The organism is Piscicoccus intestinalis NBRC 104926 (genome assembly GCF_001515525.1).
GTDB lineage: Bacteria > Actinomycetota > Actinomycetes > Actinomycetales > Dermatophilaceae > Kineosphaera > Kineosphaera intestinalis.
On the sequence record NZ_BCNQ01000023.1, the window covers coordinates 1 to 12,126 of the forward strand.

Below are 12,126 nucleotides of genomic sequence, written 5' to 3' on the forward strand. Positions count from 1 at the left end.
GGCCGCGGCCTGGCGCGCCTCGTCCGCGGAGGTGACCGTGGCGACCGCGGCGGTGCCGACCTCGTGGACGCGGGCCACGACCTCGCCGCTCGGGCAACCGAACGCGAACGACACGACGGTCACCGGATTCTCCAGCAGCGCAGCGATCTTCACGTCATAGACGTCGTCGTCGGCGTGCGGCTCCGGCAGCTGCACGCCATATCGCCGCGCGAGCGGGGTCAGCCGCTCCCGGTAGGCCCGGGCGGCCGCGAGATCGACCGGCTCCGGGTCGGGGACGAACAGGTTGACGCCGACCAGTTCGCCGCCGAGCTGCCTTGTGCGCGCAATCTGTTCGGTCATCGCCTCGACGCTCTTGTAGCCGGCGGCGAGGAACCCCAGGGCGCCGGCGCGCTCCGCGGCGACGACGAGTTCCGGGGTCGACATGCCGCCGGCCATCGGCGCGACGACCAGGGGGCGGGGTAGGTCCTGCAGTGCGAACATCGGCTCCTCCTCGAGCTGCCTTGCTCGACGGTAGGAGCTGCCGCGGCGAGGGGGAACTGCCGATGCGGCATGGATCATGCCCGAACGGCATGTCCGTGACGTCCGCGCGCTCTACGCTGCCGTGCCATGGACGTCGAGATCCGGCACCTGCGGGCGTTCATCGAAGTGGTGCACAGCGGTTCGATCACGGCGGCCGCGCGGCGCCTGCGGATCGGGCAACCCGCCCTGTCTCGCACGCTGACGCAGCTGGAGTCGAGGCTGCGGGTCCGTCTCGTCGATCGCGGACCCCGCGGCCTGACGCTCACGCCGGCCGGCCGCCGCTTCCTCCCGGAGGCGCAGGCTGCGGTCGCCCAGTTCGACGAGGCGGTGGCGAGCGTCGGGGCCGACGAAGTGCACGCCACACTGGGATTCAGCTGGCTGCTGCCGCCGTGGTTACCGCCGGACCTCGAACCGTGGCTGCGCGACCACCAGCCCGCCCTGACGCTGCGCGTGCGCCGCACCGAGCGGCCCCTGGAGGAGCTGCGGGCGGGGCGGCTGCACGCCGCCGTGCACCGCCTACCGGTCGTCGCGGACGATCTCGTCGCGATCCCCGTCGGGCGCGAGCCGCGCGTCCTGACGATCGCCCGCGGTTCCCGGTTCGCCGCGGCCGTCGACGCATCGTGGGACGAACTCGCGCGATTCCCCGTCGTGCTCAACCGCGCCAACGGCACGACGACGCCCGACCTGTGGCGCTCGAGGCCGAAGGAGGCGGTCTCCTGCGTCGACTTCGACGAGTGGCTCGCGTACGTCGCGGCCGACCGCGGCATCGGCATCGTGCCGGCGCTCGCCGCGGAGTTGGCCCCTCATCCGGGCGTCACCTATCACCCGATCAAGGACGCGCCCGAGGTCACGGTCTCGTTGGTCACCCGCGCTCGGGACCGCCGCCCGGCCGCGACAGCGCTCGCCGACTGGGCGGTGCAGCGCTCGCGGCCCGCGCGTCGGCAGGCGTGAACAGCCTCAGGGCTCAGCCGGTCTCGCTCGTGCCCGGCTCCGGGAGCGTCAGACCGCTGGCTCCGCCCACGGCGTCCGCGCCCTCGTACCACTCGATCTCGACGTCGATCTTCACCTTCGTTCCCGCGCTCTTCTGACGAGACGTCAGGTCGACATCGACCGTCACGCCCTCCGGCACCTGGACGGTCACGGAGTCGGTGGCGCTCTCGAGCAGCACGGTGCCGCCCCGGAGCCGCTCGGCGAGGGCGTTGAGCAGGTCGGCGGCGCCGTCCCGGTCGAGAGCCTCGGAGGTACTCAGCAGCTTCGTCTTCGTCATGGCCCCTCCGTTCAGCTGGATGGTTCAGTGGGCCGGCGTGGTGCGGACGAGCATCGTCGGGCAGGCCGAGTGGGTGATGAGCGACCGGCTCACCGACCCGAGCAGCAGCCCGGTGAACCCGCCCCGGCCCCGGCTTCCGACGACGAGCAGCGAGGCCGACGTGGAGGCTTCGGCGAGCACCCGTTCGGCCCGGCCGGTCTGCGCGCGCGACTCGGTCTCGACCGGGGCATCACCGCGAGCCTGCTCGACGATCTCGTCGAGCATCTCCTCGTATTGCTTTGCGATGGCGGCCTTCTCGGTGAGCAACGCGGTGACGATGTCGCCGACGATCGCGTCGACGTCCCACGCGTGCATGGCGAGCAGGGTGCGCTCACTGAGCTGCGCCTCGGCGACCGCCACCCGCGCCAGGTCGACCGCCGCGGGGGTGTCGTCGAGGCCGACGACGACCGGCCCCTGCGGGTCCCCGAGGGAGTGCGGGACGACGACCAGCGGACCGCGCGCGTGGTGCAGCACACCGGAGGCGGTGCCACCGAGGAGCACCCCGGAGACCCCCGAGGCGCCGGTCGAACCGATGACGAGCAGCCTTGCCGTCTCGGTGATGTCGGCGAGCGCACCGGCGGAGTCGCCCGTGATCACCTCGGTCTCGATGTCGAGTTCCGGGTGGTCGGCACGGGCCACGGCGGCCGCCTCGTCGAGTTGACGCTGCGCCGACTCGTGGATGCGGGCGTCGAGGTCGACGCCGCTGCGCATCGCGCGCATCGCGGCCGCGCGGCTGGGGATCAGCAACCGGGGAAGCACCCGCACGATCGTCAACCCGACCCCGTAGAGCTGCGCCCGCCCGGCGGCCCAGCGGACCGCATCGTGGGAACGGCTCGACCCATCGGTTCCGGCGACCACCCTGCCTGCGACGGACATGACGCACGACCTCCTCGACGTGACCCGCGCTCGTTCGCGGCACTCCCAGCCTAACGACGCACGCGCGCTCACTTCGGGGCTTCACGGGATGTTTCCCGTGGTCACCGCGCTGTCGCGCCCAATCTGTGGCTCGATCCGTGGCTCGGTTCGATGGCTCGGGTCAGGGGCTCGCTTCGGTGGCTCGAGTCAGTGACTGGGGCGGTACCCCGTGCGGTCGGCGGCGGTGATCTCGCGCAGCACCCGCGCGGGGTTGCCTGCGGCGATCGTGCGCGGGGGAACGTCCGCGGTGACGACGCTGCCGGCGCCGATGACGGCACCGGCTCCGATGGTGACTCCGGGTAGGACGCTGACGCCGCCGCTGATCCAGACACCGTCGCCGACGGTGATCGGCCGGGCTCGGCAGGCGCCGGCGAGGCGTTCGCCGACATCGAGTGCGTGGTCGGCGCTGTAGAAGCCGACCTTGGGCCCGATGAGCACGTCGTCGCCGATCGTGATCGGCGCGGCGTCGAGCATGACGCAATCGAAGTTGCCGAACACCCGCGAACCGAGGTGGATGTTGCGGCCGAACTCGCAGCGGAAGGTCGGCTCGAAGCCGACGTCGGTGCCCATCGAGCCGACGACCGAGCGCAGCAACGCCTCCCGATCGGTCTGCGGTCGACTGTACGAGGCGTTGTAGCGGTCGGTGGCCTGCACCGCCGCGATGCGAGCATCGACGAGAGGCCGGCGCAGGTCGTCGTACATGTCGCCCGTGGCCATGTGTGCAAAGATTTGTGTGAGATCCATGAGCTGCCCCTCGTCTCGTGGCCGGTGGCTTCTCGGCATCTTCGCATCGCCTCGTTGTCGCCCGGTGTCAGTGTCGCGGACGATGATGGGTGCCAGGGTGCGAAGGGGGCAACCATGGAGTTGGTGCGTGCGGCGAGCGCCGTCATTGTCGACGAGGTGGGCCGGGTGCTCCTCGTGCAACGGGGCCGGGAGCCGCAACGGGGGTGCTGGTCGGTGCCCGGAGGAAAGTGCGAGCCTGGCGAGACCCCGCAGGAGGCGGCCGCACGTGAGGCTCACGAGGAGACGGGCCTTCGGGTGCGGGTCGGTCGGGAACTGTGGCGCGTGCAGGTGCCCATCGGTGACGGACGTGCCTACGACATCCGCGACTTCGCAGCGACCGTCATCGGCGGCGAACTGACCCCCGGGGATGACGCCGACGACGCGCGCTGGGTGGCGCTTGCCGAGCTCGACGATCTGCCGCTGACCACCGACCTTGCCGTCTACCTGCGGGAGTCGGGCGTGCTCGGTTGAGAGCGCACCACCGGCGAGAAGTGACGCAACTCACACTGTTGCATATCGGCGAATTCCTTTCTTCGAGAAGGGAATTCATGGCCTCCCGAAGCGCTTTGAATTCCTCTGTCTGACAGGCGAACTCAAGGTTAGTCACAACCACCAAATAGACGTGTGTTCGATATCCTATGTGCATGGACTTCACCCCTGACGTCAACGCCTCCGACGGTGCTGCGGCATCGGCCGGTGACGTCGACCTGTCGGGAGGCGGGGCGCCGGTTGGGGAGGCGCTGCTGGCACAGGTGAAAGCGGCGCGCGCGGTGTTGTCGGGGTTGCCGGGCCTGTTGTCGCGGGTCGGGTCTGCTGAGTTGCCGGAACTGGCCGCTGCGGCGGCTGGTGCGGTCGCCGCAGCGTCTGCCGCGCAGGCGGCCGTCGTGCTGGAGGCCGAGAACCGCGGGGTCATTGCGGAGTCGGATCATCCGCGGGTGCCGGCGTGGGTGAGTCAGTCGCACGTCGACGCCGGGGTGCCGGTCTCGCCGAGCCGGGCCCGGGCGTTAGACGCGCTGGCGCGCATCTGCGATCGGCAGGACGCGGCGCCGCTGCGCGAGGCCGTGCTGGAGGGGCGGGTCGCCATTGAGGCCGCCGACTTGCTCGCCGCGACCTACCGGCGGTTGCAGGCCTCGATCACCGTGAAGTCCTGGGACGGTGTGATGGACGCGTTGATCGGCTTGGCCCCGCACGGCGTGAACCGGCGTGAGCTGGCGGCGATGGAAGAGCAGCTGATCGGGCAGTACGGCACCGAGGGCGAGTATGAAGAACGCGAACGCCGCTACGAGCGCCGCGACTTCACCGAGCTGACGCTGAACCCGCGGACCGGGATGTACGAAGGCCGGGTTCGGCTCGACGCGGCCTCGGCGGCCGTGGTGATCGCCGCGATCAACGCCCTGAGCGCGCCGCGCCCGACCAAGCCCGACACGACCGGAACGGATGAAACCACCGACCCTGCCGGAGCGACTAGTGCGGCCGACGCTGCCGCTGACGGATTCGACGCTGAGGCCGAAGCCCTGGACGCGGCGGTCACCGGTCGCACCGAGCCCGACCTGCGCACCGCCGGCGAACGCCGCGCCGACGCCCTCGTCGCGCTCGCTGCGCACGCCGCGGTGCCGGACAAGAACACGCCCGGGCACCGGCGCCAAAGCCAAGGTCGTCGTGACGATCAAGCTCGCCGACCTGGTCGCCGGGCTCGAATCCGAGGCCCTGCCGGGCCTGTTCGCCGACCTCGTGCGCAAGCACCGCGAACGCACCGGCGGCACCGGATTCCGCACCGACCACAACCACGGCAGCGGCACCACCGCCTTCGGCCACACCCTGACCCCCGGCCAGGTGCGGGTCCTGTCCTGCGACGCGCAGATCATCCCCGCCGTCCTCGGCACCGGGCCCGAACCCCTCGACCTCGGCCGCGGAAAACGCCTGATCACACCGGCACTGGCCACCTACCTGGCCATGCGAGACGGCGGATGCACCTTCCCCGGCTGCTCCATGCCACCCGCCTGGTGCGACGGACACCACCTCATCAGCTGGCTCATGGGCGGACCCACCGACCGCCACAACACCGCCCTGCTCTGCCGGCACCACCACACCGTCGTCCACCGCTACGGCTTCATCGGCGTCGTCATCGACGGCGAGGTCAGATGGAGCAGAGCCGACGGCACCCCCATCGGCAACCGACCACGTGCCGGCTAGCACCCGAACGTAATCTACGATTGGTCTAAACGTTCAAATACTTAAACGAATTGATGGACTCATGTCTCACACCCACCCAACCACCGCCACCCTCGCCGAGCCGCTGACGCTGCCCGGGGGTGCGGTGTTGAAGAACCGCCTCGCCAAGTCGGCGATGAGCGAGGCGCTCGCCTCCCGCGACGCCGCGCCGAACCGCAGGCACGTCGCGCTCTATCGCACGTGGGCCCGCGGTGGCGCGGGCCTGGTCATCAGCGGCAACGTCATGGTCGATCGCACTGCGCTCGGGGAGCCGGGCAACGTCGCGATCGAGGATGAGCGGCACCTCCACGTGCTGCGTGAATGGGCGCAGGCGGGCACCGAGGGTGGCGCGCACCTGTGGATGCAGATCAACCACCCGGGCAAACAGTCTCCGCGCTCGGTCAATTCGGCCCCGGTCGCCCCCAGCGCCGTGCCGATCGGCGGGGACATGAGCCGCCTGTTCGTGCCGCCGCGCGAGCTGACCCGCGACGAAATCCGCGACCTCGTGCGGCGCTTCGTCACGACGGCGCGTATCGCCAAGGAGGCCGGCTTCACCGGCGTGCAGATCCACGGCGCGCACGGCTATCTCGTCAACCAGTTCCTCTCGCCGCGCGACAACCACCGCACCGACGAATACGGCGGCGACCTCGCCGCTCGCATGCGCTTCCTCGTCGAGATCTACGAAGGCATGCGCGCCGAACTCGGCGGCGACTTTCCGATCGGCCTCAAGCTCAACTCCGCCGACTTCGTCGAGGGGGGTTTCACCCAGGAGGAGTCGATCGAGGTGGCCCGCAGAATGGCCGGCCTCGGCCTCGACCTGCTCGAGATCTCCGGCGGCACCTACGCCAGCCCCGTCATGCAGACCGGTGGATCGGCGGTGGGCGCCTACTTCTCCGACTACGCCCGGCGTCTGCGCGACGAGGTCGACATCCCCGTGCTGCTCACCGGCGGTTTCCGCACCGCCGAGGCGATGGCCGACGCGCTGTCCGACAACGTCACCGACGTCATCGGCCTGGCTCGACCCCTCGTCGTCGAGCCCGACCTGCCGGCCCGCCTCCTCACCGGCGGCGCGGAGCCGGTGCGCCTCCCGCGCCTGTCCACCCGGGTGCCGGCCCTCGACAAAGCCATGGGTTCGGCGCTCGCCCTCACCTGGTACGAACTGCAGATGCGCCGGATCGCCGACGGCAAGCGCGCCTCCGACTCCCAGAGCGCCTGGCCGGCCATCGGATTCGCGCTGAGGCAGCACGGTCCGGGTGCGCTGCGGCCGCGCCGCGCTGCCCGCGCCAGGGGCTGAGCCATGGCCGACGACCTGTGCAGCCTCGACCTGCTCAACGCGTGCATCCCCGTCTTCGAGACGCTCAAAGACGAACACCGCCAACGGATCCTCGTGCAACTCGTCGAGAACGGTCCGCTGTGCGTCGGCGACATCGCCGAGACCTCGACGCTCTCGCGACCTGCCGTCTCCCATCACCTCAAGCTGCTGCAGCACAGCGGGCTGGTCTCCGCCACCAAGTCGGGCACTCAGCGCTACTACCGCGCCGAGGTCACCGACGGCCTGCGTCTGCTGCGCCGACTTCTGGAGAGCCTGGAGGCGGACCTGGCCGCCGGTGCAGGCGAGGTGCCGCACAGCGATTGACGCGCTCGGGCCACCCTGCCCGATGTATCAAACATCCACTACAGCACGACGGACGGGGCGGCTTCGCGCCCGCACCGGTAGCCTTCGCGGGTGACGACAACCATCCCCTCGAACCCCTGGCCGTCCCGTTGGGGATGGGTGCTCGCGCTCGTCGGGGGAGTGCTGGCGTACATCGCGGTGCTCGAAGTCATGCTCGCCACCGACAACCCGAACTTCTTTCCGTCGCTGCTGCTCATCGGCTCGGTCACGGTGCCGTCGGCGGCGCTGCTGTTCGCCTCCGGAGGCCGGCGCGGGCCGATCGCCCCGGTCGGCGCGCTGGTTCTCGTCGCGATCGTCGGGGGCGTCGTCGGCACCCTGACCGCCGGCGTGCTCGAGTACGACACGCTGCGGGGGCTGTCGTTCCTGCCGATGCTCGCGGTCGGGCTCATCGAGGAGGGCGCCAAGCTCATCGTGCCCGCCGCTCTGCTGCTGCTCTACCGGCCGGCCCGCGGGTGGGCCGGGGTGGCCGTCGGCGTCGCCTCGGCCACCGGTTTCGCGACCCTGGAGACGATGGGCTACGGCTTCGTCAGCCTGCTCGCCTCCCGCGGCGACCTCGCCGCCGTCGACGCGACCCTGCTGCTGCGCGGCCTGCTGTCCCCGGCCTGCCACATCGCGTGGACCGGCGTCACCGCCGCCATGCTGTGGCGCTGGCGCAACGGCGTCGCCCCGTTCACGCACCTGCTCGGCGCCTACCTCGCGGCCGTCGTGCTGCACGCCGTCTGGGACGCCACCGCCTCCGTCACGCTGCATCTGGGGGTCGCGGTCGTCAGTACCGCCGCGCTCCTGTGGTTCATCCACGCCGCCCGCCGGGCCGGCTCCCTGACCGCCCCGGCTGCCTGACTCGCCATGACGCGGCTCCGGATCAGCGCGCCGTCCACGACAACTGGGCGTAGGCCCCCGCGTGCAGCCCGAACGTCAGCCCGGGCTTCTTCGTCAGGTACGTGACGGTGCGCCAGGTGCCGCAGGCGCCCACCGCGCGCCCACGCGGCGCCACCCCGGTGAGGTCGACGTGGTGGCCGAGATGGTGACGGGCCACGGACACCCGGTACGTGCGCTCGGGAGTCCGCACGCTGCGGCAGGCGCGGTTGGCCGGAATCAGCACGTGCCGTAGGGAGTAGACCGCCTCACCGGTGCGCGGGAACGAGCCGCGGGGGCAACCGGCTCCGCCGCCGCCGTAGCACGAGGTGATGTACAGGCTCGCGCGCACGGAGACCGACCGGGTGGTCGCCCTCGGCCGGAACGAATCCGCGTAAATCGCGTACGTGCGGTTCGCCACCACGTGCGTGTTCGCGGTCCGCGGGGAGGCGGTGCGCAGGTCCCGTGGCGGGATCGCCCCGCGCGTCACCGCCAGCCGGGCGCTCCTGAGCATCTGCGTCGCGGGCTGCAGCGTGTGCGAGTTGACGTAGGCGCGCAGCGAGCACACGTAGCGACCGGTGCGCGGCGGCACGAACAGGAGCCGGTTGCGCACCGTCGCGCCGCCCTCGGCGTTCAACGTGTTCGTGCCCGACCACGACTGCGCCACAATGCGGTTGCTCGCATCGGCGCAGGTGATCTTCTGCCCGAACGCGTTGCGATCGGGAACGCCGGTGCCGGCGGTGCCGCTCGCCTCCAGCTGGTACCCGCGCCCGGCGAGCGCCCGGGGCAGGATCATTCGGGCGCGCACGTCGCCGAGGGAGGCGGCGGGCCGCTCCGTCATCGTCAGCCGCGACACCCGCACGGTCAGCGGAGCCGACCGGTAGGTGCCGGTCGGTGGCGCGGCGGGTGAAGCGGTCGTGCGGGCGGTCGCGGGAGTGGTGGCCGCGCCCGCGGTCGCGGGAATCCCGAGCAGCAGCAGGACGACCACCGAGGCGATCGCCGATGGACGAACTGGCATGTGACCGCTCCTGACTCAGGCGCTGATCGGACACCTGCCCATCGGCCGATTCCCCTCTGCCACAAGGAAATCCGAATGCCATCGGGGGCCAGTGCTGTGGTCCTCCGTTTGAGGAATGACCGGCGATAACATCGCTTCATGGCAATGGATTCGGGAGTGCTCGACGAGCTGGTCGTCATCGACCCGGAGTCGACGGCGACCTACGCGCACCTGTTCCAGGGGTTGGCCGACCCCACCCGGCTGGCGATCCTGCAGCATCTCGCCTCCGGCGAGCACCGCGTCCGCGACCTCGTCGACCACCTGGGGTTCGCGCAGTCGACGGTCAGCAAGCACCTGAGTTTTCTCCTCGAGTGCCGCCTCGTCGTCGTGCGGCCGGCCGGCCGTTCCTCCTGGTACTCCCTCGCGGAGCCGGTGCGGCTCGGGGCGCTCATCGCCGCCGCGGAGGCGCTCCTGCAGGCCACCGGCACGCGGGCCGAACTCGGCGCGCACCTGCGGCGGCACCGCGACGCGGCGTCCACCGGGGTCGCCACCGGGTGAGACGGCTTGTCATAACTCGCTCAAGCGATAACATCGCCAGAAAGCGATGAATAGATCACCGAAGGAGGTCCGGACATGGGCGCCGGACATGCACACGACCACGGCGTGGACCCCGAACACGCGGCACAGGCTCCCGACTTCCGGCGGCGTCTGGCCATCGCGTTCGCGCTGGTCCTCGGCATCGTCATCGCCCAGGGCGTCGGGGCCTGGGTCACCGGCAGCCTCGCGATCCTCGTCGACATGGTGCACTCGCTGACCGACTCCGCCGGGCTGCTCGTGGCCCTGGTCGCGGCGACGCTCATGGTTCGCCCGCCGAACAGCAAGCGCACGTGGGGGTTTCGTCGTATCGAGGTGATCGCCGCGCTCGCGCAGGCGGCTCTGCTCGTCGGGGTCAGCGGGTACGCGCTCGTCGAGGCGGTGCACCGCTGGGAGAACCCGCCGCAGGTCGCGGCGCAGGAGCTGCTCGTCTTCGGCGTGGTCGGGCTCGTGCTCAACCTCGCCGCGATGCTCGTGCTGTCGGCCGGCCGCTCCGCGAACTTCAACATGCGGGCGGCGTTCCTCGAAGTGCTCATGGACGCGCTCGGCACGCTGGCGGTCATCGCGTCGGCGATCCTCATGATGACCACCGGCTACGCCCGTGCCGACACGATCGCGGCGCTGCTCATCGGGCTGCTCATCATTCCCCGCGCGGCGTTGCTCATCCGCGAGACGGTGGCCGTGCTCATGGAGTTCACCCCCAAGGGCCTCGACCTCGACGAGGTGCGCGGGCACATCCTGGCGCTCGATCACGTCAAGGAGGTGCACGACCTGCACGCCTCGACGGTCGCGACCGGCCTGCCGATCCTGTCGGCGCACGTGGTCGTCGAGTCGGGCTGTTTCGAGGACGGCCACGCGCCGCGCATCCTCGACGACCTGCAGCGTTGTGTCGCCGAGCACTTCGAGGTCGCGGTCCATCACGCGACGTTCCAGCTGGAGCCCGAGCACCACCGTGACCACGAGTCCGGCGGGGCCCTGCATCCTTGACGGGGGCGGCCGGTCCGGGCCGCCCCCTGTGAGCGACGGATGAGCGACAGACGATGAAGAGTAGGGGGAGCGCGACGATGCGCGTGGCGATCATGGGGTCCGGCAACGGGGGCACGGCGGCGGCGTTCGAGTGGGCGCAGGCCGGCCACGAGGTGTCGATGTGGGACTTCGAGCGGTTCGACGCGAACATCGCCGCGATTGCCGCCTCCGGGCACATCGAAGGACGGGTCAAGTTCGAGGGCACCGCGCCGATCCGCTACGCCGGGCACGACCTCGACCGCGCGCTCGACGGCGCCCGACTCGTGCTCGTCGTCGGTCCGGCGTACGCGCACGAGGCGATGGGCGAGGCGCTGCGCGGGAGGCTGTCGCGCGACACCGTCTACTGCGTGCTGCCGAGCTCGTGCAACGGCGCCGTGGTGCTCAAGCAGGCGCTCGGGCTCGACCTCATGGACGACACCTACGTCGTCGGCGAGACCCACACGCTGCCCTACGGGTGCCGGCTCGTGGAGCCGGGCGTCGTGCGCGTGACGACCCGGGTGCTGGACGCGCTGTTCGCCGCGGCGCTGCCGAGCAGCCGCACGCCGGAGCTGCTCGCGGCCCTGCAGGTGGTGTGGCCGCAGGCCGAGGCCGCGAAGAACGTGCTGCAGACCACGCTGCAGAACGGCAACCCGGTGCTGCACCCGGCGATCATGCTGCTCAACGCCGGGCGCATCGAGAACACCGGCGGCGACTTCCTCTTCTACACCGACGGAGTGACGACGGCCGCGGCCCGCCTCATGGAGGCGATCGACCGCGAGCGCCAGGAGCTGGGGCGCGTGCTCGGCATCGACATCGTGCCCGACCCGGAGCTCGGGCTGCGGCAGGGCTACGTCTCGGAGTCGACGTACCTCAAGGGCTACAACGAGGGCATCGGGTTCGCGACCTCGCGGGCGCCGAGCAGCCTCGACTTCCGCTACCTCACCGAGGACGTGCCCTACGGCCTGGTGTTCATGTCCGAACTGGCCCGCCAGTGCGGCGTCGCCACGCCCGCGATCGACACCGTGATCTCGCTGGCCTCGATCGTGCTCGACACCGACTTCCGCGCCGCCGGAAAGCGATTGCCGCGCGACCTGGGCTTCGTTGAGCTGACCCTGGAGCAGGTTCGCGGCCTCTGAGGCGACGGTCTCCCTTCGCGGCGGCGGGCGCGGGCCTGGCGCAAGCTTCAGGGCCTGACCGCCCAGCAGGTCGCCGACCGACGTCGGTCGCTTGCGTGCGGACGAGCGCCTGCCGCAGCGGGTGCGGTCG

The 12,126-nt window shown here is 71.1% G+C and carries 15 protein-coding genes; 9 read left to right on the forward strand and 6 right to left on the reverse strand.

Annotated features, from left to right (window positions below; genetic code table 11):
• On the reverse strand, positions 1–480 hold a 480-nt coding region (locus tag PINTE_RS05985), incomplete at its 3' end, for a nitronate monooxygenase (RefSeq protein WP_174523990.1).
• Positions 481–606: 126 nt separating this feature from the next.
• On the opposite strand from PINTE_RS05985, the gene PINTE_RS05990 reads away from it, so the two are divergent.
• Positions 607–1,470, forward strand: coding sequence for a LysR family transcriptional regulator (locus PINTE_RS05990; protein ID WP_068427502.1), 864 nt, complete (start codon positions 607–609; stop codon positions 1,468–1,470).
• A gap of 13 nt (positions 1,471–1,483) precedes the next feature.
• Here the strand turns inward: PINTE_RS05990 and PINTE_RS05995 are convergent, their stop codons facing one another.
• From PINTE_RS05995 to PINTE_RS06005, 3 genes are all read right to left on the reverse strand, one after another.
• Complete coding sequence (locus PINTE_RS05995; RefSeq protein WP_068427504.1) at positions 1,484–1,786, reverse strand: amphi-Trp domain-containing protein; 303 nt, start codon at positions 1,784–1,786, stop codon at positions 1,484–1,486.
• Positions 1,787–1,810: 24 nt separating this feature from the next.
• Positions 1,811–2,701 carry a universal stress protein gene (locus tag PINTE_RS06000; protein ID WP_084343296.1) on the reverse strand — a complete coding sequence of 297 codons (891 nt, stop codon included), beginning with the start codon at positions 2,699–2,701 and terminating at the stop codon, positions 1,811–1,813.
• Between the two features lie 186 nt (positions 2,702–2,887).
• On the reverse strand, positions 2,888–3,484 hold the full coding sequence (locus PINTE_RS06005; protein ID WP_068427507.1) for a sugar O-acetyltransferase: 597 nt from the start codon (positions 3,482–3,484) through the stop codon (positions 2,888–2,890).
• Between the two features lie 114 nt (positions 3,485–3,598).
• Here PINTE_RS06005 and PINTE_RS06010 point away from each other — a divergent pair, with 114 nt between their 5' ends.
• Positions 3,599–3,994 (forward strand): NUDIX domain-containing protein, encoded by a 396-nt coding sequence (locus PINTE_RS06010; RefSeq protein WP_068427510.1) that lies wholly within the window; start codon positions 3,599–3,601, stop codon positions 3,992–3,994.
• Positions 3,995–4,527: 533 nt separating this feature from the next.
• Here PINTE_RS06010 and PINTE_RS23135 read toward each other — a convergent pair.
• On the reverse strand, positions 4,528–5,193 hold the full coding sequence (locus PINTE_RS23135; RefSeq protein WP_169798468.1) for a hypothetical protein: 666 nt from the start codon (positions 5,191–5,193) through the stop codon (positions 4,528–4,530).
• Between PINTE_RS23135 and PINTE_RS22585 the strand changes: the two genes are divergently transcribed.
• The 4 genes from PINTE_RS22585 (at position 5,183) to PINTE_RS06035 (ending at position 8,249) form a co-directional block, all read left to right on the forward strand.
• Positions 5,183–5,716: an HNH endonuclease signature motif containing protein gene (locus PINTE_RS22585; RefSeq protein WP_068427514.1), complete on the forward strand. Its 534-nt coding sequence runs from the start codon at positions 5,183–5,185 to the stop codon at positions 5,714–5,716. The two genes, PINTE_RS23135 and PINTE_RS22585, sit on opposite strands and share 11 nt — an antisense overlap.
• A 61-nt stretch (positions 5,717–5,777) precedes the next feature.
• A complete protein-coding gene (locus PINTE_RS06025; RefSeq protein ID WP_068427516.1) occupies positions 5,778–7,028 on the forward strand; it encodes an NADH:flavin oxidoreductase/NADH oxidase family protein in 1,251 nt (416 codons plus the stop codon).
• A 3-nt stretch (positions 7,029–7,031) separates the two neighbouring features.
• Entirely contained in the window at positions 7,032–7,370 is a 339-nt protein-coding gene (locus PINTE_RS06030) for an ArsR/SmtB family transcription factor (protein ID WP_068427519.1), read from the forward strand.
• Between the two features lie 90 nt (positions 7,371–7,460).
• A complete protein-coding gene (locus PINTE_RS06035) occupies positions 7,461–8,249 on the forward strand; it encodes a PrsW family intramembrane metalloprotease (protein ID WP_068427521.1) in 789 nt (262 codons plus the stop codon).
• Positions 8,250–8,271: 22 nt separating this feature from the next.
• On the opposite strand, the gene PINTE_RS06040 is transcribed toward PINTE_RS06035, so the two are convergent.
• Positions 8,272–9,282: a hypothetical protein gene (locus tag PINTE_RS06040; RefSeq protein WP_157087104.1), complete on the reverse strand. Its 1,011-nt coding sequence runs from the start codon at positions 9,280–9,282 to the stop codon at positions 8,272–8,274.
• 138 nt (positions 9,283–9,420) lie between these two features.
• On the opposite strand from PINTE_RS06040, the gene PINTE_RS06045 reads away from it, so the two are divergent.
• The 3 genes from PINTE_RS06045 (at position 9,421) to PINTE_RS06055 (ending at position 11,996) form a co-directional block, all read left to right on the forward strand.
• Positions 9,421–9,819, forward strand: a complete 399-nt coding sequence (locus PINTE_RS06045; protein ID WP_084343299.1) for an ArsR/SmtB family transcription factor — start codon at positions 9,421–9,423, stop codon at positions 9,817–9,819.
• 75 nt (positions 9,820–9,894) lie between these two features.
• Positions 9,895–10,842 (forward strand): cation diffusion facilitator family transporter, encoded by a 948-nt coding sequence (locus tag PINTE_RS06050; RefSeq protein WP_068427524.1) that lies wholly within the window; start codon positions 9,895–9,897, stop codon positions 10,840–10,842.
• A 53-nt stretch (positions 10,843–10,895) separates the two neighbouring features.
• Positions 10,896–11,996 carry an NAD/NADP-dependent octopine/nopaline dehydrogenase family protein gene (locus tag PINTE_RS06055; RefSeq protein ID WP_084343300.1) on the forward strand — a complete coding sequence of 367 codons (1,101 nt, stop codon included), beginning with the start codon at positions 10,896–10,898 and terminating at the stop codon, positions 11,994–11,996.
• The last annotated feature ends 130 nt before the right edge of the window (positions 11,997–12,126 follow it).